This window comes from Streptococcus dentiloxodontae (assembly GCF_053206925.1).
Window position 1 is genome coordinate 1 of sequence record NZ_JBRUHR010000012.1, and the last position, 19,833, is coordinate 19,833.

Consider the following 19,833-nt stretch of genomic DNA (forward strand, 5'->3'; position numbering starts at 1 on the left):
GGCTTTCGAAACTTCAAAAACTTTAAAACTAAAATTCTTATCGCTTTGAACATGCAAAGAGAGAGAACCAATCTGATTCTCTCTCGTGCTTAGTTATAAGTCACCCACTACAGTTGACAAAGAGCCCCAATTTCTGTTTTTGCAGAACTTGTGCTCTTAATTAATTGTTTGATTAATTTGATTTCTTTTACTTTTGCCCCGTTATCTTTAGATAGCGGGTTTTTGTTTTGTATCGTTTTTCAGTTTGCTTTTAGTATGAGGCAACGTCTTAAGAAAATCCGCTAATGCTGGATTTTCTACGCCAAGCTCTATGGAGCTGGCTAAAGACCTTACTAGCTCGTTGGTGAAATAATATCGATTTCACCTCCTCGCGTCGCGACGAGCTGCAGGCTTTGCTTGAGTACAGTAAAGCGAGTTAACGAAGTCATAAAAGAAAAACTGAATGACTATATAACAAAGAAAAGACTCTCCCTGTTTTCCTGTTGACAGTCTATTTGAATTCATAATGAGAGGAGTTAAAATGGACAAAACATTCATGGCTTTAGCTATTGAAAAAGCTAAAAAAGGGTTTAAACAGACTTATACCAATCCCCTTGTTGGAGCTGTCATTGTAAAAGATGCTCAGGTTGTAGCCTGTGGAGCCCATTTGAAATATGGGGATTACCATGCCGAAAGAAATGCTATAGAGGCCTGTTCGAGTTCAGAAGTTTTAGAAGGTGATACCCTTTATGTCACCTTGGAACCCTGTCATCACCAAGGCAAACAGTCGCCTTGCACACAAGCCATTCTTGAAGCGGGTATTAAACGGGTTGTTATTGCTCAATTAGACCCCAATCCGCTTGTTTCTGGTAAGGGCAAACAATTTCTGGAAAGTCACGGTTTGTCAGTTGAAACGGGTCTTCTGGAAGAAGAGGCACGAGCTCTCAATCCTTATTACAATCATTTTTATCAAACAGGCAGACCTTACATTGTTTTGAAGACTGCTATGAGTTTGGATGGGAAAATAGCCTTGAAGGGGGAACGTACACAGCTGACTGGCTCCATGGCTAATCAATTGGTTCATGAGGAGCGTGATCACTTTCAAGCGATTCTGGTTGGCAGTGAAACTGTTTTGGTGGACAATCCCAGCCTTTTAGGAAAAAACAGCAGCCTCTATCCTCCCATTCGTATCGTCTTAGATCGCAGAGGCCGCATTTTCAAGCAACAGCAGCTAGCTCTTTTTAACAAGAATCAGGCACCGCTTTATGTTTTTACTCAGAGAGAGTTGAGTCAGCAGGAAGCAGCAGACTTGCCCAGTCATGTCACTGTTTTTACTGCCAAGCAATGGACGGTTTCTGAAGTTGTTGCTAGATTAGCTCAAGAAGGTATTCAGTCTCTCTATGTTGAAGGTGGCGGCCGCATTCATGATGCTTTTTATGAAGCGGATTTGTGGGATGAATGGTTACTTTACTTAAGTCCGACACTTTTGGGGGGCAATGCTCTGCCCAGTCTCAGCAGCCTAAGAAATGCTAAAGCAATGACACGGCTATCCGATGTCTCTTTAGAGCAAATTGGTCAGGACTGGCGCATTTCCGCTAAGAAAGGAAGGTTAGCATCATGTTTACAGGATTAATTCAGGAAAAGGGGAAGATTATTCGTCTTCATCACAGTAGCAAAGGCATTCAGTTGACCTGCCAAATTTCGGCTACTTTACTGGCTCAGATTAAAATCGGTGACAGTATCGCTGTTGATGGTGCCTGCCTGACCTGCATTTCTAAAAAAGGTCGCCAGTTCACTGTCGATATCATGCCAGAAACCTTTAAACGCACTTGCCTATCGCAAAAGCATATAAATGATACTGTTAATATTGAGCTAGCTATGACAGCAAGCAGCCGCTTTGAAGGACATATTGTCACGGGGCATATTGACAGTCAGAGTCGCTTGTTGGTCAAAAAATCTTTAGAAAATGCCCTTATTTTAACGTTTTCATATCCCAGCGAACATGAGGGAGAAATTATTCCTCAAGGCTCAGTTGCCATCAACGGTGTCAGTTTGACGGTTGTTTCTTGTGATAATCAGTCCTTTACCATTTCTCTTATTCCTCATAGCCGTCAGGAAACGAACCTCGGTCAACTGAAAGTTGGAGATAGTGTTAATATTGAAACGGATATTCTCGGAAAATATATCAAAGCTCAGTTTAAAGGTGAAAGGAGAGCCTATGTTTAAAAAAATAGAAGTAGCGATTGAACGATTAAAAAGAGGAGAGCTCATTATTTTAGTTGATGATGATGAGCGCGAAGCAGAAGGAGATTTGGTTGGTCTGGCTGATTTGGTCACTGCTGAAAATATTAATTTTATGACCAAATACGCGCGTGGTCTCATCTGTGCTCCTGTTTCCAAAGAAATTGCCAATCGACTAGATTTATCAGATATGCTGCAGGAAAATACAGATGACTTTGGGACGGCTTTTACGGTCAGTGTTGATCACAAGACGACTTCGACTGGTATTTCTGCTTTTGATCGAGCAGCGACCATTCATGCTTTAGCGCTTGGTAATAGCAGAGCTCATGATTTTCATAGGCCTGGGCATATCTTTCCTTTGATCGGAAAAACTGGCGGTGTTCTCACAAGACGCGGACACACAGAAGGGGCGCTTGACTTAGCTCATTTAGCTGGTTCGACAGCCGCCGCTTATATTTGTGAGATTCTCAAGGATGATGGGCATATGGCCAGACGAAAAGATTTAGAAAAGCTGGCTCAAGACTGGCAAATGCCCTTAATTTCAATAGAAGAGCTGGCAACTTACTTGCGTTTTCAGGAAGCAGTGAAAACAACTTTACCTACCCGATATGGGCACTTTGACCTGACTCTTTTTGAGGATAGTCAAGGCAAGGAAAATCTGCTTTTATCAAAAGGTGACCTGAGTCAAGAAGAGGCTCCGCTCTTTCGGATTCATTCGGAGTGTGCGACAGGAGATATTTTTTCATCAGTGCGCTGTGACTGTGGTGAACAATTGGAAACAGCCATGAAACTGATTGAAAAGGAAGGCAGTGGCGCTATTCTTTATCTTAGACAGGAAGGCCGCGGTATTGGTTTGAAAAATAAGCTGCGCGCTTATCAGTTACAAGATAAAGGATTTGACACTTATGATGCCAATATTGAGCTCGGCTTTGCAGCAGACGAACGCCATTATGATTTTGCCAAATCTGTTTTAGATTACTTAGGAGTAGAAAAGGTTAGACTCTTAACCAATAACCCTGATAAGGTTCAACAGTTGGAGGCAACAGGTATAAGTGTAACGGAACGCCTGCCTCTTCAAATTCCTGCACGTCAGGAAAATATCACTTATCTCAGAACTAAAAAAGAAAAATTTCAACACGATATTCAATTATAAGAAAGGATATAAAATGACTGTATTTGAAGGACAATTTAATGTAAATAAAGAGAAAAGAGTTGCGATTATTGTGACCCGTTTTAACGAATTTATTACCTCAAAACTGCTGGCGGGTGCTAAGGATAATTTGCTGCGCCATGGTCTGGCAGAAGAAAATATTGATGTTTATTGGGTACCGGGAGCTTTTGAAATTCCTTATTTAGCACAACAGTTACTGGCACATAAAGATTATGATGGCATCTTAACTTTAGGCTGTGTCATCCGCGGGGGCACTAGTCATTATGACTTGGTTTGCAATGAAGTGGCTAAAGGGGTTGGTCACCTCAATCTTGAAAGCAAGATTCCGCTTATCTTTGGTGTCTTGACAACAGAAGACATTGAGCAGGCGATTGAGCGCTCAGGCACCAAGGCTGGTAACAAAGGTTATGAAACAGCTCAAAGTCTCTTGGAAATGATGTCTCTAACAGAACAGATTAAAGAAGGTTAATATGGACGGGCAGCTTTATAGATTGTTATGACGAACCTTATTATGTTATAATCAAAATACTGATAGAGCTTTTGTCTTCAGAAATCTATATAATCTTACAGAAGTTAGTGAGGACTTCGAATGACCGTTTTGCATATTGTTATTATAGGACTTTTAATCTTTTCACTGTTTAAAATCATTTCCTTCGTTTTTATCATGCGGGCAATGAAACCGAGTGAAGAGAAAATTGCTCAATCAAAAGAAAGACAGGCTGAAACATCTAATAAACAAGATAAAATTCAAGAACTAGAAGACCGTTTAGAAGATGACTCCCTATTTTAAAATCTCGCTCTGCTAGGGCGGATTTTTTTATTTAGTATATGGATACTATGTTATTTGTTAATGAGAATTTAAGATTAGTGACCCAATAAAAAAAAGCCACAGATGTGACTTTAGTTTGTTAATCAATATATTGGAGTTTACCGCGGAAATCTTCGAGGCTGCTGTATCCTTTTTCCTCCATAATGGCTCTAAGTTCATCAGTAATACGTTCAAAGACTTGAACTCCTTCTTTTTGAAGAGCTGTACCAATTTGAACCATGCTGGCTCCGCAGAGAATATGTTCAAAAGCATCACGACCGGTTTTAACGCCACCTGTTCCAATAATTTTGATTTCTGGTTTTAAACGTTGATAAAAGGCATGGACATTAGCAAGGGCAGTTGGTTTAATGTAGTCGCCTCCGATACCGCCAAAACCATTTTTAGGTTTGATAACCACGGCCTCGTCATCAACGTAAAGCCCATTACCAATAGAGTTTACACAGTTAACAAAAGCCAGTGGAAATTGATTGAAAACAGCAGCTGCCTGATCAAAATGAACAATATCAAAATAAGGCGGTAATTTCACTCCAAGAGGCTTAGTGTAGTAGGAGAATACTTTAGTTAAAATTTCGGTTGTTGTTTCAAAATCATAGGCAATTTGAGGTTTGCCAGGGACGTTTGGACAAGAAAGGTTGAGTTCCACCAACCCTTGATAGTCACTGTCCTGAATTGTTTGAAGAATTTTATGCGTCTCATCAACAGACAAACCAACGACAGATAGGAAATGGTTTTTAGTATGAGGTTGATTTTGCAGTTCGATCACATAATCCAGATAATAATTAAAACCGTTATTTGGCAGTCCCATTGAATTGATAGAGCCCAATGGAACATTGACATAGCGGGGCTCTGGATTTCCTAAACGTGGTTCAAGAGTCCCTGTTTTGGTAACAAATGAGCCAGCAGCAGAAGCCTCGACCTCCGCCAATTCATCCTTGGTCATGCAGTAGACACCAGCAGCATTCATGAGGCAGTTGTCAAAGGTAAAATTTCCGATTTTGGTTGCAGTTGATGGCATAATATTCCCCTATTGTAAATGATTTACTCTATTTTACTATTAAAAAAATCCTAAAGCAAGTATTTTCCGAACAATACTATTTTATTGATATAAAGGATTGCAAAAATACTTTTGAAAGCATATAATAGAACTAAAGAACAATTGAGCAAATGTTCAATCATAATATTCAATAAATTGGCATTTCAAGGGAAGAATCAAATGGAAAAAAAGGACTTATTAGAAATTGATTTATTAAAAGATGTTTCAAGTTTTTTTAAAGCATTGGGGAATGATACCAGAAGTCAAATTCTTTGGTGTCTGAGCCAAGGAGAACTGCGTTCCAGTGAACTTGCTGAGATTTTAGACATGACGCCATCGGCAATTTCACACCAATTAACCTTGTTAAAACATTTAAAAATCGTCTCATCACGGCGTGACGGAAAAAATCAAATCTATTCGCTGGCAGATGAGCACATCAACCGAGTCTTAACCTCGGTCGTAGAGCATTATCAGGAGGATTAGTTATGACAAGCAAGGATAAAAAGCGGCTGATCCGTATTGTTTTGGCGAGTTTCATTTTGATTTTCGTCTATGGTTTTAGTAAAATGGCAGAGCTGTCTTTGCCGCTTCAAGCTTTGCTCTATTTATTTCCTTATCTGCTGGCAGGATATGATGTTTTGGGTAAGGCTTTTAAAAAGATCAGGCAAGGTAAGGTTTTCAGTGAACATTTTCTCATGTCTTTAGCCACAATTGGAGCTTTCGCTCTGAGTTTCATGACAGGAGAAGCAGAGTTTGCGGAAGCTGTTTTTGTCATGATTTTTTATCAGATTGGCGAACTTTTTGAACACATTGCAGAAGGCAGCAGTGAAAAATCTATCTCTGCCCTGCTAGATTTACGGCCTGACACTGTTCAACTAGAGAAGGATGGAGACTTGCTTACTGTTTCGCCGAAAGAGTTGAAAAAGGGACAAATCATCCTGATTAGGTCTGGGGAAAAAGTTGCTGTTGATGGTATTATCATTGAAGGTAAATCACAAATTGATACAGCAGCACTGACGGGTGAAAGTTTACCACGTTCTGTGGATGTCGGTGACGAAGTACTTTCTGGGACTATCAACATGACAGGACTCATTCGCGTCAAGGTTCTGCGTCCTCTGGAAGAATCAACCCTGACTAAAATTCTTGATTTGATGCAGCACTCTGCGGCTAATAAGTCTAGAAATGAAACTTTTATTACTCGTTTCGCTGCAATCTACACTCCAACTGTTGTCGTGTTAGCAGTGCTGGTTGCTTTTGTGCCACCGATTTTTTCAGGAAGTTTTGTAGAAAACTTTCCAGAATGGTTTAGCAGAGCCCTGACTTTTCTGGTTATTTCCTGTCCCTGCGCTTTAGTTATTTCTATTCCCATGAGTTTTTTCGGAGGTTTGGGAGCCAGCTCCAAGGCTGGCGTCTTAGTTAAGGGATCAAATTATCTGGAAAATCTTGCCCATCTTGAAACACTCGTCTTTGATAAAACTGGAACGCTGACCGAGGGTGTTTTCACAGTAACTGCCCTGCATCCTAAGGGAATTGATGAAGAGCGCCTTTTACACTTGGCAAGCCATGTGGAACGTTTTTCTAGCCACCCCATTGCACAATCGCTGCGCACTGCTTATCAAAAAGAAGCTGATGATTGTTTGATTACCGATGTCGTTGAAACGGCAGGTCATGGCATTAGTGCTAATGTGAACGGTCATATTGTGGCTGTTGGCAATACAAAATATATGGATCTACTTGGTGCGGACTGGAAAGTCTGTCATCAGGTAGGAACTATCGTTCATGTGGCTATTGATGGTGTTTATGCAGGTCATATCGTCATTTCTGACCGAATCAAGCCTGATACAAAGAATGCCCTGCACAAACTACAACATTTAGGCCTCAAACATTTAGTTATGTTAACGGGAGATCAGGAAAAGGTTGCTCAAGCTGTAGCTGCTGAGTTGGACTTGACTGATTACAAAGCAAGCCTACTACCCGCTGACAAAGTGTCAGAACTTGAGTTTTATCTCAATCATAAATCTCCAAAGAAAGCTGTCGGCTTTGTTGGTGATGGCATCAATGATGCGCCTGTTCTAGCACGAGCGGATGTCGGTATTGCCATGGGAGGTTTAGGCAGTGATGCGGCGATTGAAGCCGCCGATGTTGTTGTTATGAATGACCAATTAAGCAAAATAGCGCAAGCCATTATCATTGCCAGAAAAACCATTAGAATTGCTCACGAAAATGCTATTTTCTCAATTGCTGTGAAAATTTTAGTCTTACTTTTAGCTACTATGGGCTTTGCTAATATGTGGTTGGCTATTTTTGCGGATGTTGGTGTCACAGTTTTGGCGGTTCTCAATGCTATGCGAGCATTAAAAAGTTAAAATTTTAATGAAAACGTTATTTTAGTAGCTTTTTTCAGTAATTTTTTGTAAAATGAAAAGGTAGGCGACATTTATGTCGCAAATAAAACAAAACACAGCTTTTATAAGCTATGTTATCTTTTGAAGGAGACACAACTAATGGTAAAATTGGTTTTTGCTCGCCACGGTGAGTCAGAATGGAACAAAGCAAACCTCTTTACTGGTTGGGCTGACGTTGACCTTTCAGACAAAGGAACTCAACAAGCTATTGATGCTGGTAAATTGATCAAAGAAGCAGGTATCGAATTTGATGTTGCCTATACATCAGTTTTGAAACGTGCTATCAAAACAACTAACCTTGCTCTTGAAGCAGCAGATCAGCTTTGGGTTCCAGTTGAAAAATCATGGCGCTTGAACGAACGTCACTATGGTGGTTTAACTGGTAAAAACAAAGCTGAAGCAGCAGAGCAATTTGGTGACGAACAAGTTCACATCTGGCGTCGTTCATATGATGTTTTGCCACCAGACATGGCAAAAGATGACGAATATTCAGCTCATACTGACCGTCGTTATGCACACCTTGACCAATCTGTTATCCCAGATGCAGAAAACTTGAAAGTCACTTTGGAACGTGCCCTTCCTTTCTGGGAAGACAAAATCGGCCCAGCTCTTGTTGATGGTAAAAATGTTTTCGTTGGTGCACATGGTAACTCAATCCGCGCCCTTGTAAAACATATCAAAGGTCTCTCAGACGATGAAATCATGGGTGTTGAAATTCCAAACTTCCCACCATTGGTGTTTGAATTTGACGAACATTTGAATGTTACTGCAGAATATTACCTTGGTGACAAATAATCAAGACTTAAAGCCAAATCTTCGGATTTGGTTTTTCGTTTTATTGCCTACTAGAAGCTGTCATTACTGTGTTTCTTATTTTTGTGGTAAGATAAAAAAAGAAAATGGAGGAACAATATGAAAGCTAAAGAGCGACGTCAAGTCATTTCCAAGTTATTGCTGATGGCCAGTGAACCTATTTCTGCCTCAAAGCTGGCAGAGCAAGTAGGCGTTAGCCGACAGATTATTGTGGGAGATGTGGCGCTTTTAAGGGCTAATGGTTGGGATATTTTATCTACTCCCAAGGGCTATATTCTATCTCCAGCTGTTACAGTCAGTGGTTTCACAGGAAAAATTGTCTGTCATCATAGTTTAGAGGAAACAAAAAGGGAACTGGATATTATTGTGGCTAATGGCGGTCAAATTCTTGATGTTGAAGTGGAACACCCTCTTTACGGTCTTTTAACTGCTCAGCTGCAAATCAAAAATCAAGACGACGCAAATCGTTTTTGGCAGCGCCTATCTCAATCAAAAGCAGAGCTTTTGTCCAGTTTAACAGAAGGTATCCACCTGCATACAATAGCTTGTCAAGATAGCGATACTTTTGAACAGATTAAAAAAAGTTTGGCAGCAGAAGGATTTCTGCTTGTTTAATCTACGGGATATTACAGGTGTCTTGACACCTGATTGAAAAACTTTTATAATAATACCATTACTAAAAAGAGAGATTATTAATGAGACGACAAGAGACAAAACATCTAGCTTTGGCTGCAGTTCTGACTGCTTTTGGAATTATTATTCCCATTATTATGCCAGTTAAATTAATTGTTGAACCGGCTTCCTATACTTTAGCCAGTCATGTACCGCTTTTTCTGGCCATTTTTATTTCACCAGTCGTTGCATTTTTTGTTGGTGTTGGGACTGCAGTTGGTTTTCTAGTTTCTGGTTTTCCAACAATCATTGTTTTTCGTGCGCTGTCTCATTTGATTTTTGCTGTCATCGCAGCTGTTTACCTTAAAAAGCGTCCGCAGACTTTAGAAAAGCCCGTTTCTACTTTTGTATTCGCTTTTTGGGTAAATATCATTCATGGTTTAGCAGAATTTCTTGTGGTAACAGTTTTGGCAACAACAACCTTGACTGCAGCTTATCTGTGGACACTTTTTAGCCTAGTGGCAGTTGGCTCAGTTATTCACGGTCTCATTGATTTTTACATTGCTTATTATATCTGGTTTTTCTTAACTAAAAAAGCAGGTTTCAAAATCTAACTTAAGTCACCCTGGCCTGGGTGGCTTTTTAATTTGCCAATAGTCTATAAAATCTGTAATCATATTATTTTTATATTACTCTTGACAAAAAGTAGGTAGATGATATAATGATACCCTTTATCAAAATTTGTGGGGGCGATATGTCGGATATTTATTTACAGGGTTCACAGTTTCATTTGTCATTGCATAATGAAAAGATGATTGTGAGGAATGAAGAAAAGGGGATTGAGGGTTTGCGATTAGATGTTGGTCTATTTGCTATGAATCTCATGCAGGTGGTGCGAACTTTTGGCTATGATAGCGTACCTATGCGGGGTGTTGATTTTGAGGTAATTAAAACCTATCTCAAAGTACCGAATGATTGGGAACCAATTTTGATGCTGCCAGTGGGCAAGGCCTTACAGGCGGGTTATCCACATGTGAGAAATACTGTTGAGGAATTTGCCGAAATCATTGAATAGAATAATATTGGAGATTAGATGAATTGGGTAGTAAAAAAACATAATATACTATTTTAAAGGATGGCTAATTCACACTAATATTTATAGTTATAGCTGCTTTAGATTTTGGGGTTCATGACTACCTTTATCTGACTTAGTTTCAAAGTGATGTATCAAATTAGGTGACTATTTTTTAGAATTCTGAGGTTGTTATTTACTTACTACGGTAAGCTATAAACAAAAGGAAGTTTAGAAAACGAAAAAATGACTTAGAGATTTTCCTAGGTCATTTTCTTGTTATTAAAAGGAGTTTCGCATGCTGTTTGGCTTCTACTTCTGTCACTTATTTAGGATTCCAAGCATAGGAAATAGAATGTTTGTTTTATTTATTTGACAAAGAGGTCTTCTCTTTTTCCTTTTTTAATTGCTTCAACTCCTCAATTAAAACCTCTTTTTGTTTCAATCCAGTTTCTAGGCTAAATTTTTGAAATCTATTCATCCGTTTTTCGAGTAATTTTTGAAGTTCGAGTAACTGTTCTAAACTATCTTCTTGTCTCATCAATTCAACATCAATTATTTCTTTCTGTTTTTGGATTGGCAAGTTATCTGCAAAATACATTCGCACCATGAAATCCCATTTATTTTTCCGAGGTTCAATTTCTGTTTGAAGATAGTAATAAAAAGACTTTAATCCATTTTCAGTAATTGTATAAACCTTTTTATCAGGTTTACCATCCTGATGAACAACTGAAACTTCAATTTTTTCTTGTTGTTCTAGCTTGTGGAGAATTGGATAAATGCTGCCAAAAGAAGCATTATAAAAATTGCTAAAAACTGTTTCAAATTTTTGCTTAATTTCGTACCCCGTTGAAGGAGATTCAGATAAGATTCCTAATAAAACATCTTCACTTCTCATTTTTTACTTCCTTACATTTATGAATTTATTTGGAAGATACCAAAATAATAACACTAATACGAATGCAACAGGTGCTGCATAAAGATAAATGCTAGTAAACGAAGAAATATAATCCTTCAACCCTTTTGCCAATGAGAGATTATAAGTTAAGCCACTAATAAAAAGAGTTGTTGCTAAAACTGTTCCTAACTGTCTCAACACACCGATTACACTCTGCGAGACTGTTAAACGACTTCCCCTAAAATCAGAAGTTGATAAAACGCTAATTGGACCAACAATTAGCCCATATCCCGCTCCTATAAATATACTACAAATGATGTAAAAAATATAGTTAAAAGGAAGCTGAAGAAAAGATAGCCCTAAATATCCTAGACCAATGGTGAGAAATCCAAATGCTAATAAATAATAAGGTCGTACTTTCTTAATCAATTTACCGGCGAAAGGAGATAAGAGGAAAATCATAAAAGTAGACGGTGTAATCAATAAAGCAGCTTGTAAGGCAGTTTTATGGAAAATATTTTCAAAGAATGTAGGCATTAATACCATAAATCCAACTAACAGAATCTGTCCTAAAATAGTTCCGATAGTTGCCATATTAAAGTTTGAGCTTTGAAACAAACTAAAATCTATAACAGGATTACTAATCCTTTTTTCATGCCAGATAAAGAAAATAAAACTTAGTAGGGAAACAAAGAGTAAAGATAACATCAGTAAAGACAGCCCTTCACTTCTGATATTTATTAGAAATAGAGTTAATGTAAAGAGACCAATTACCATTCCCATTGTTCCTAGCCAATCAATTTTAGTATTTTCTATTTTTTCATTAACTGAAGGCAAATAAAAGAGGGTAAGTAAAAGTGAAAATAGCGCAATTGGAATATTGATAAGAAAAATCCATCGCCAACCTAAGAAATGAATTAGAGTACCACCAATAGTGGGACCAAAAGCGGAAGCGGAACCTTGAGTAATACCCACAATTAAAGTTGCCTTACTTCGATAAATATCTTTTTGTGAAGAAATAGCCATATCCATACTTAAAGGAAAAATGACAGCTGCACCAATACTTTGTAAAATTCTCCCTAACGTCAGCCAAAAGATAGTCTGAGATAAACCACTAACAAGCGAGCCTAAAGCAAATAAAAATAAAGCATAAAGATAAAAACTCTTCTTTCCAAAAATATTTGCGAGTTTTCCTAAAGGAATGGTAAGTGAAGCAAAAAGAATTGTATAAGCATTTAAAGGTAAAGATAAATCTGAAAGAGTCACAGAAAATTGATTTTGAATACTTGGTAAAGCAATATTCATGATAGTTGTATCAAGCATTACAATAAATGTTCCTAAACACATTGCAAGGACAATAAGTTTATGCTGTTTAGTCATACTAATCACCTTATTTCTATAATATGAATTAAATTTATATAAATTTAATTCATATTATACTTATTGTAAAACTACTTGTCAAGCATTTATTAAAATTTTTACAAGCTTATAACCTTTATTTGTTATTCATTATCGAAATTATGACCCCCAATTGTCAAGTCAAGTACAATAAAAGAGGCGAATTTGTCCTAAAATTTCTACTCTTCAAAATCAGTAGAAGTTGATTGATACAAATAAACAATTAAAATCCCTTAGAATCGCTTGATTTCAAGGGGTTTTCGTATATGCTGAAGCTAAACGAATAAGAAAGAACTGGTTGTTATTTCTTGGCAAATTGGAAATTTTGACTGAATTTCTGTAATCGTTTGGATAGTTTCAAATCGTTAGATAGTTTGATACAATATGATGATATTTAGTGCTAGAATCATGACCATTTTTGATTGCTTTGTAGCTTTGTGTGTGATAAAATGTATTTACAAAATATCTTTACAATGAGGTGGTTATTATGGCAAGCACTCAACCAGTGAATTTTAGAGCAGATTCCGCTTTTTACCAACAAACAAAAGAAATATTGGCAAATGAGAAAGTGACCTTGTCTGATGTGCTAAACGCAGCACTTCGTAAAATTGCGACTGGAGCAGTTGACCCTAAAGAGTTTGTATCCAGTGATTCTCAGGAGACGAAATATCAAGTCGCCTTTGAGGATTTGAAAAAGGAGATTCTTCTTGGTCATCAAGAAATTGAGCAAGGTAAGCTGACTGCTTTGGCAGATGTGAGAAAGGAATTTGGTTTTGGATAATCATAAACGTTACCATGTTTCTCTTACGGATCAAGCAAAGAAAGATTTACGAGAGATACATGATTATATTCTACTCAATTTCTACAGTCAACAATCGGCAGATGGTAAACTCGACCTTATTCTAACAGCTCTTGAAACCTTGGAAACTTTTCCAGAGGCTTGCCCATTGGTTTCTAGCCGAGGCTATGGGGAACTGACAGATGATGGTAAACGCTATCGCTACATGCCGATTGAGAATTACTTGACCTTTTACTATATCGAGAACCATGATATTTACGTTGCTAGAATATTGAGTTCCAAGCAAAATTGGGCGAAACTATTTAATAAGTAAGAGATTCACTAAAATGAAAGGAAAAAGCCTCTTGTCTTACAAATTTCTACTCTTCGATCTTGACCATACGCTTTTGGATTTTAATGCGGCGGAAGATGTGGCTTTAACACAATTATTGAAAGAGGCTCAAGTGCCTGATGTTCAGGCTTATAAGGCGTTTTATATTCCCATGAATCAGCAGCTTTGGCAGGATTTGACCTTGAAAAAAATCAGCAAGAAAGAGCTGGTCAATACGCGTTTTGCACGGCTTTTTGCTCATTTTGGCCAGCAAGTAGATGGTTCTGCCTTTGCCCACCGTTATCAGGACTTTCTCAGCCAGCAGGGACAGACCTTGACTGGTGCTAAGACCTTGTTGGAAAATCTAACTGATGATGGTTATCGTATTTTTGGTGCGACCAATGGGATTACCAAAATTCAGACGGGACGTATGGCCAAGTCTGATATTGCGCCCTATTTTGAGCAGGTTTTCATCTCAGATAGGATTGGTTTTCAAAAACCTGATAAAGCCTTTTACGATTATATTGCTAAAGATATTACTTATTTTGACCATAGCAGAGCCTTGATGATTGGAGATAGTTTATTAGCCGATATCCAAGGTGGTAATAATGTTGGCATTGACACTGTCTGGTATAATCCTGAGAAAAAAGAAAATAAAACAGCCGCAAGGCCTACCTTTGAAGCAACGACTTATCAAGAAATCCAAGAAATTCTAGAAAACAAAGCAATTTTTTGATGGTATGGCTGTAGCTAAAAAGGGCATCTATAAATGCATAGATGTCCTTTTTTTAATTGATTTTGTTTTTATACTCTTTGAAAATCAAATAATACATCGTTAACTTCGCCTTGCCATACTTTTTGAGGAAAGGCAAGCTTTCCTTATTGCCATAACCTCAAAAGCTCCCCCAGATCTTTTGAGTTGCCTGCGGTTCGTTGCGACGCGAGGAGGTGAAATCGATACTATTTCACCAACGAGCTAGTAAGGTTTTTAGCCAGTTTCATAGAGCTTGGCGTAGAAAATCCAGCATTAGCGGATTTTCTTAAGACGTTTGCGACGTGAGCCGGAGAAGCCGATAATGCTTCGGTAGGCGAGCTAGTAAGGTTTTTTAGCCAAGGTCCTTATAGGACATGGCGTAGCAAATTCAGCGTCAGCGAATTTGCTTAAGACGTTGCCTAGTCTGATTTTGATTTTCTTTGCGTCTGATTTTATTTTTAGGATGCTTTTTTAGCATCAAAGAAATTGTAGATATATTCAATGATTGCAAGGATGGTAAATCCAATGGCTACCAGACCAAGAACACCTGTGGCACTTGTCCGACCAAATGCTCCTGCAACGGCATTGACCATAGGAGCGGCAAAGGCGGCGCCTAGATTGATCCCCATGAGAATGACAGAAGTTGTTAAAGTTCCGCCGTTTTTAGGACCTACTTGCGCTACGCGAAGAAAAGCCTGTGGGAATACCCAGCCAAAGAAGATTCCTGAGATAACCACGCCAGTTGTGACGATAACAGTGTTTGATGCTGTTGCAACAAGGTAGAATCCAAGGGCAATTCCTGTGTAGGAGACGGGCAGAATGAAGTTGCCGATTAGTTTTGAGACAGGGGCATAAAGCAGAGCAGCCACCATAGAGGCCAAGCCAAGGAGAGCTAAAATGGAAGAGGCTGTAGATGGTGTGAAAAGTCCCGTTTCTTGCCCAAGCACTGCCATTTTAATGGTCATCATGAGAAACATAGCAAAGGTTACAAGGAAAAGCAAGGCCAGAAGCAAGATATGACCGTTGACCGCTTCCTTAAAGCTAGATTTAGCAGGTGCAGGGGTCTCGGAACTTGCTGTTTTATCATCAGGAATAGTAACAAAAATCCAAATGAGAATGAGCGGAATTAGGCCAACGAAAAATCCAGTAAAAGCCGTACGCCAGCCACTGATAATCAAAGCTGACAGAAGAAATCCGAAGGCTGCATTTCCGAGATTTTGAGCGGTGTTTTGAAAACCAAGCATGCTTTTGAGTTGCTGTCCTTCGTAGAATTTGTACATGAGGCTGACAGAGTAAGGATTGAACAATCCGATTCCCAGTCCCATGAGAAGACGCGCCGCTATGATAATAGGAAAGCTTGTTACGACCGCAGGAAGGACACCTCCGATAATGTAGAGCGTTAAGCCAAAGAGAATGGTGCGCTTAATTCCAAACTTATTGCCGATAACTTCTGCAAAAAGAATGAGGACAAGAACGCTGAAGTTAGGAAGTGTCGAAATCAGCTCAATAGTTGATTGAGAGATTTTTGGGAAAGCCTCTGCTAGCTGTGTGTTTGCGATAGAAATAGAAGGTGCGGTCTGTGCCAAAAGAGATAAAGAAAGCAGTGCTCCTTTAAAAAGCCAAGAAGAGGCATTAACTGTTTTTTGCTTTGTCATGATCGTTCTCCTAAATGTTCTTATTTATTTTCAGCAATGTCTTTGACAGCTGCTAATCCGGCTAGGCGCCCAGAAGTCCAGGAGAAGCCAGAAGCCAAACCTTCATAGGCAGGATAGTTGCGTGGAGCATAGTAGCCGCCAGCATTGGCACCGCCAGTGTAAAGTCCAGGAATTGGTTTGTTGTAAACGTCCAAAACACGCAAGTCCTTGTCAACACGAACACCACCAACGGTTCCAAGATAAACGACCTGAGCGATAAAGGCATAATAAGGACCATTTTCAACAGCGTATTTAAGGGAAGCTGCTGGTTTTGAGAAATGCTTGTCATTTTGTGAATGAATGGCAGTGTTGTATTCTTTGATGGTTTGCTTGAAAGTTTCTGCATCAAAGCCTGCTTTTTGCGCCAATTCTCCAATACTATTTCCTTTGAAAGCGATGCCTTGCTCTACGGCCTCGTCAGCCAGAGCGACAAAATCTCCTTTGGCATCTGAAGCACCTGGTCCTGATTTGGAAATGACAACTTGCGGTTCTTTGGTATAGCTGTCTAGTGTCGCCTTGTCCATCACGTAGAAATATTTTGAGCCGATACCATAGGCAGCATTGGACCATTGAACGGTGTCGTAGACCACATCTTCATTGGTGAAGCGAGCACCATTTGGATCAACCCAAAGGAGCGGTGACAGCAGCAGTTGTGTCAGAGGTGAGTCATTAAAGCCTGCTAACCGCTTGCCTTTGGTTTCTTGACTGACAACAGATTCTGCCATTTGAGCAGCATGGATAAGAGCGGCGCCATCAATATTGACCCCGCCGGCATTTTCCATAGCAGAGAGTCCTTCACCAAAGTTTGGAACACCTAGGGAACGCAGGTTGATGGTACGCATAACCTTTGCTACCCGGCGTTTGTCTGCCCCAAAGCCACCGGTTGTAATGATAGAAGCCTTAGCATGTACGATGATTTCCTCACCCTTGTCATCTGTAGCTTTGACACCTGTAATGCGGCCAGAAGTATCTTGAAGGAGCTCTTTCATGGTAACGCCAAAGATAAATTCAGCCCCTTCAGCTTCGATAGAATGCTGCACCGCTGGGAAAGTGCGATCCTTGTCCATATACATGTGGTAGGATCCGCCACGGTATTTATTATCACGATGGGCGAACTGGGTGGTGTTTTCAACAGGATTGAGCTGAATCTCCATACCCAAGCTTTCGATTTCTTCTAAGGTTTCCTTGGCGTGTTCAATAACATTTTTAAGCAGTGCACCATTTGATAGAAAATGATTATGCTCTTGCAGCTGATCAATTGCTTCTTGGGTTGTCAAATCGTAGCCAAGTGCTTTTTGTTCCTTCGTTTCAACGGCAAAAAAGCCAGATGAAATCTTGGTATTGCCACCTACCTGCGGTAATTTTTCAAGAACAAGAACTTTAAGTCCGTTTTGGGCAGCAGCGTGAGCAGCGGAAAGTCCAGCACCACCAGCTCCAGCAATAACAACATCAACAGTAAATTCTTTAGTCATGTGAAATTCCCCCACTTCGTTTTTATGCTATAATTATAAGTGAAATAAATCACGTTTGTAAGCCCTTTAAATATCTTGTTTTATGACTTTTAATGACTTTTACGAGGTGTATCATGCTAAAAAAGATTTTTAATTGTCAGGAGTATCTCTTGAATGAACCGATCTTACCGCAAGATGAAAAAAAGAAGCACCTTTATATTTTGGAATGCTTGTCGTCTGTTTCCGTTAAGCATCCCAAGGGGCAAGTTATGATGAAGCCTTTTGATCTTTTGGTGGGACAGACCTTTATAGATTTTCAGCTGTCTTCCCAGGATCGTACGCCTCTTCTTTTAAGACTTTACTCAATCTCCTTTGACCTGCCAACTCCCTTGAGCCAATACACTGTTGGTGATAATCCGCTTATCCATGATTTGATGAATGAGGAGAATGCCAGTCAGGCTTATATTTTTTTCACAGAACTTGATGCCAAGCTTTGCCATGCTTATCTGGATGCGCTGGCTTGTTTGGAGGACTTGTCTGAGAAGGCCAAGGAAACTGATTATGTAGCTTTTCAAAGTCAAAAGGTAGCAGGACTTTTATTTACTGAATTGCTGCGCGATCATGAGCACAAGGTCTCTAAATCAGCTTCGCAATTCCCAAGTGCACAAGTAAAATACGCCAGCAAGGAGACACAGTCGGGCATGATTATGAAATATGTAACAGAAAATATTCAGTCGGTAAGTTTGAAGGAGGCAGCTGCGTATTTCGCCTATCAGCCAAACTATTTTTCCCGTCTCTGCCAGAATTTATTTGGGCTTAGCTTTAAGGAACTTAAAACTCATATCAAGCTAGAGCTGGCCAAGGAACAGCTTCAGCTGACCACCAAAAGCTTGGAAGAAATTAGTCAGGAGCTGGGTTATAAGGCAGTTTCCAATTTTCATCGCAACTTTAAGTCTTATACTGGGCTGACGCCTAAGGCTTATCGTCAGGAGAGTCGATTGCCAAGATTTGAGGACTAAAAGATACCAAAAGTCATGTTATAGGATACAAATTATTTGAGTCAACTTAGACATTTTTCCTTATAATTATTGTTAGAATGTTTACAATAAGGAGAAGCCTATGACTAAATTGATTGCATTGGTTGGAACTAATTCTGATAAATCTACCAACCGTCAGCTTTTACAGTTCATTGCCAGCCATTTTGAAAAAGAGGCAGCTATTGAACTGATGGAAATCAAGGATATTCCGCTATTTCACAAAGGTTTGCTCCATTCAATTCCAGATACGGTTAAGAAAAAGGAAGAGAAGATTGCGGCAGCTGACGGTGTCATTATTGCCACGCCAGAATATGATCACTCTATCACATCAGCACTTCAAAATGCTTTGGAGTGGTTTTCGGTTGGTCAGTATCCTTTTGTTGACAAGCCTGTCATGATTGTCGGAGCCTCTTATGGCACGCTTGGTTCTTCCAGAGCACAGGCTCAGCTTCGCCAGATTCTTGATGCGCCTGAGCTGCGTGCCTATATCATGCCATCATCAGAGTATCATCTGTCTCATTCCTTGCAGGCTTTTGACGAACAGGGAGAATTGAAAGATAGAGAGCAGCTGGTACGCTTGGAGGCTTTATTCGCAGACTTTTTAACCTTTATCAAGGTAACCAGCCAATTAACAGAAACGCACAAGCAGCACCAGAAAGAAGTTGCAGACTTCTCATGGGATTGCCTGACACAATAAGGAGAGAGTCTATGAAAATCATTGGTATTGTCGGCTCAAATGCGCCATTTTCACATAACCGTCTTTTACTGCACTATATCGGTTATCAATTTAAAAATCTATTTGATTTGGAAATTCTCGAAATTACAGATGTTCCGCTTTTCAATCAGTCAGATGATCAGACAGACAGTCCGGTCATTCAAAATCTTGCTCGTAAGATAATCGCTGCTGACGGTGTCATTATTGCTACGCCAGAACACAATCATACGACAAGTGCAGCGCTTAAAAGTACAATCGAATGGCTGTCTTTCAATATCCATCCGTTTGATGGCAAGCCTGTCATGATTGTCGGAGCCTCTTATTATCAGCAAGGCTCATCTCGTGCGCAGCTCCATCTTCGTCAAATTCTTGATTCTCCAGGTGTCAATGCCATGGTTCTGCCAGGAAATGAATTTTTGCTGGGTAATGCCAAAGAAGCCTTTGATGAGTATCATTGCCTCAAAGACGAAGCTACCGTTCAGTTCTTGGGAAGCTGCCTTGAGAATTTTGTCAAATACGTTCGCTTGGTCAGGGGATTAAAAACAGCAGAAGTCCCAGCAGCAAGTGACATTTCAGCAAATGAAACGGATGCGAACTCAGGCGCTTCAGCCAGTTGGAATGC

21 protein-coding genes and 1 pseudogene are annotated in these 19,833 nt (G+C 39.5%); 17 read left to right on the forward strand and 5 right to left on the reverse strand.

Annotated features, from left to right (window positions below):
- Nucleotides 1-520 precede the first annotated feature (520 nt).
- The 5 genes from ribD (at nt 521) to ACVRZ8_RS06855 (ending at nt 4,181) form a co-directional block, all read left to right on the forward strand.
- Nucleotides 521-1,612 carry a bifunctional diaminohydroxyphosphoribosylaminopyrimidine deaminase/5-amino-6-(5-phosphoribosylamino)uracil reductase RibD gene (gene ribD, locus ACVRZ8_RS06835; protein WP_447448575.1) on the forward strand — a complete coding sequence of 364 codons (1,092 nt, stop codon included), beginning with the start codon at nt 521-523 and terminating at the stop codon, nt 1,610-1,612.
- Nucleotides 1,597-2,205, forward strand: a complete 609-nt coding sequence (locus ACVRZ8_RS06840) for a riboflavin synthase (protein WP_447448576.1) — start codon at nt 1,597-1,599, stop codon at nt 2,203-2,205. Before ribD ends, ACVRZ8_RS06840 begins: the two co-directional genes overlap by 16 nt.
- Nucleotides 2,198-3,373: a GTP cyclohydrolase II gene (ribA, locus tag ACVRZ8_RS06845; RefSeq protein WP_447448577.1), complete on the forward strand. Its 1,176-nt coding sequence runs from the start codon at nt 2,198-2,200 to the stop codon at nt 3,371-3,373. Before ACVRZ8_RS06840 ends, ribA begins: the two co-directional genes overlap by 8 nt.
- A 13-nt stretch (nt 3,374-3,386) precedes the next feature.
- Nucleotides 3,387-3,860: a 6,7-dimethyl-8-ribityllumazine synthase gene (ribH, locus tag ACVRZ8_RS06850; protein ID WP_447448578.1), complete on the forward strand. Its 474-nt coding sequence runs from the start codon at nt 3,387-3,389 to the stop codon at nt 3,858-3,860.
- Nucleotides 3,861-3,980: 120 nt separating this feature from the next.
- The gene (locus tag ACVRZ8_RS06855; protein WP_447448579.1) at nt 3,981-4,181 is read left to right on the forward strand and encodes a hypothetical protein; all 201 of its coding nucleotides are present in this window, start codon (nt 3,981-3,983) and stop codon (nt 4,179-4,181) included.
- 118 nt (nt 4,182-4,299) lie between these two features.
- Here the strand turns inward: ACVRZ8_RS06855 and ACVRZ8_RS06860 are convergent, their stop codons facing one another.
- Complete coding sequence (locus ACVRZ8_RS06860; protein ID WP_447448580.1) at nt 4,300-5,235, reverse strand: dihydroorotate oxidase; 936 nt, start codon at nt 5,233-5,235, stop codon at nt 4,300-4,302.
- 198 nt (nt 5,236-5,433) lie between these two features.
- Between ACVRZ8_RS06860 and ACVRZ8_RS06865 the strand changes: the two genes are divergently transcribed.
- The 6 genes from ACVRZ8_RS06865 (at nt 5,434) to ACVRZ8_RS06890 (ending at nt 10,158) form a co-directional block, all read left to right on the forward strand.
- Nucleotides 5,434-5,736, forward strand: a complete 303-nt coding sequence (locus ACVRZ8_RS06865) for an ArsR/SmtB family transcription factor (protein WP_447448581.1) — start codon at nt 5,434-5,436, stop codon at nt 5,734-5,736.
- 2 nt (nt 5,737-5,738) lie between these two features.
- Nucleotides 5,739-7,619 (forward strand): heavy metal translocating P-type ATPase, encoded by a 1,881-nt coding sequence (locus ACVRZ8_RS06870; protein WP_447448582.1) that lies wholly within the window; start codon nt 5,739-5,741, stop codon nt 7,617-7,619.
- 138 nt (nt 7,620-7,757) lie between these two features.
- Nucleotides 7,758-8,453: a phosphoglycerate mutase gene (locus tag ACVRZ8_RS06875; protein ID WP_447448583.1), complete on the forward strand. Its 696-nt coding sequence runs from the start codon at nt 7,758-7,760 to the stop codon at nt 8,451-8,453.
- A gap of 117 nt (nt 8,454-8,570) precedes the next feature.
- Nucleotides 8,571-9,086 (forward strand): transcription repressor NadR, encoded by a 516-nt coding sequence (locus ACVRZ8_RS06880; protein WP_447448584.1) that lies wholly within the window; start codon nt 8,571-8,573, stop codon nt 9,084-9,086.
- Between the two features lie 80 nt (nt 9,087-9,166).
- Complete coding sequence (locus ACVRZ8_RS06885) at nt 9,167-9,697, forward strand: ECF transporter S component (RefSeq protein WP_447448585.1); 531 nt, start codon at nt 9,167-9,169, stop codon at nt 9,695-9,697.
- A gap of 197 nt (nt 9,698-9,894) precedes the next feature.
- Nucleotides 9,895-10,158 carry a nitroreductase family protein gene (locus ACVRZ8_RS06890; RefSeq protein ID WP_447448586.1) on the forward strand — a complete coding sequence of 88 codons (264 nt, stop codon included), beginning with the start codon at nt 9,895-9,897 and terminating at the stop codon, nt 10,156-10,158.
- Between the two features lie 361 nt (nt 10,159-10,519).
- On the opposite strand, the gene ACVRZ8_RS06895 is transcribed toward ACVRZ8_RS06890, so the two are convergent.
- Together ACVRZ8_RS06895 and ACVRZ8_RS06900 are read right to left on the reverse strand one after the other, a co-directional pair.
- Entirely contained in the window at nt 10,520-11,053 is a 534-nt protein-coding gene (locus tag ACVRZ8_RS06895; RefSeq protein WP_447448587.1) for a PadR family transcriptional regulator, read from the reverse strand.
- A gap of 3 nt (nt 11,054-11,056) precedes the next feature.
- Nucleotides 11,057-12,433 (reverse strand): MFS transporter, encoded by a 1,377-nt coding sequence (locus tag ACVRZ8_RS06900; protein WP_447448588.1) that lies wholly within the window; start codon nt 12,431-12,433, stop codon nt 11,057-11,059.
- 505 nt (nt 12,434-12,938) lie between these two features.
- Here ACVRZ8_RS06900 and relB point away from each other — a divergent pair.
- From relB to pynA, 3 genes are read left to right on the forward strand one after another with little or no spacing between them, the layout of a single operon-like run.
- Nucleotides 12,939-13,232, forward strand: coding sequence for a type II toxin-antitoxin system RelB/ParD family antitoxin (gene relB / locus ACVRZ8_RS06905; RefSeq protein WP_447448589.1), 294 nt, complete (start codon nt 12,939-12,941; stop codon nt 13,230-13,232).
- Complete coding sequence (locus ACVRZ8_RS06910) at nt 13,225-13,563, forward strand: type II toxin-antitoxin system RelE/ParE family toxin (protein WP_447448590.1); 339 nt, start codon at nt 13,225-13,227, stop codon at nt 13,561-13,563. Before relB ends, ACVRZ8_RS06910 begins: the two co-directional genes overlap by 8 nt.
- 31 nt (nt 13,564-13,594) lie before the next feature.
- Nucleotides 13,595-14,296 carry a pyrimidine 5'-nucleotidase PynA gene (gene pynA / locus ACVRZ8_RS06915; protein WP_447448619.1) on the forward strand — a complete coding sequence of 234 codons (702 nt, stop codon included), beginning with the start codon at nt 13,595-13,597 and terminating at the stop codon, nt 14,294-14,296.
- Between the two features lie 476 nt (nt 14,297-14,772).
- Here pynA and ACVRZ8_RS06920 read toward each other — a convergent pair whose 3' ends face one another.
- Complete coding sequence (locus ACVRZ8_RS06920) at nt 14,773-15,969, reverse strand: MFS transporter (protein ID WP_447448591.1); 1,197 nt, start codon at nt 15,967-15,969, stop codon at nt 14,773-14,775.
- A 20-nt stretch (nt 15,970-15,989) separates the two neighbouring features.
- Nucleotides 15,990-17,480: an FAD-dependent oxidoreductase gene (locus ACVRZ8_RS06925; RefSeq protein ID WP_447448592.1), complete on the reverse strand. Its 1,491-nt coding sequence runs from the start codon at nt 17,478-17,480 to the stop codon at nt 15,990-15,992.
- A 113-nt stretch (nt 17,481-17,593) separates the two neighbouring features.
- Between ACVRZ8_RS06925 and ACVRZ8_RS06930 the strand changes: the two genes are divergently transcribed.
- The 3 genes and pseudogenes from ACVRZ8_RS06930 to ACVRZ8_RS06940 form a co-directional block, all read left to right on the forward strand.
- Complete coding sequence (locus ACVRZ8_RS06930) at nt 17,594-18,478, forward strand: AraC family transcriptional regulator (protein ID WP_447448593.1); 885 nt, start codon at nt 17,594-17,596, stop codon at nt 18,476-18,478.
- 100 nt (nt 18,479-18,578) lie between these two features.
- Nucleotides 18,579-19,193 (forward strand): NADPH-dependent FMN reductase, encoded by a 615-nt coding sequence (locus ACVRZ8_RS06935; protein WP_447448594.1) that lies wholly within the window; start codon nt 18,579-18,581, stop codon nt 19,191-19,193.
- Nucleotides 19,194-19,204: 11 nt separating this feature from the next.
- Nucleotides 19,205-19,754: pseudogene (locus ACVRZ8_RS06940) on the forward strand (NADPH-dependent FMN reductase); the annotation flags it as partial.
- Nucleotides 19,755-19,833 lie beyond the last annotated feature (79 nt).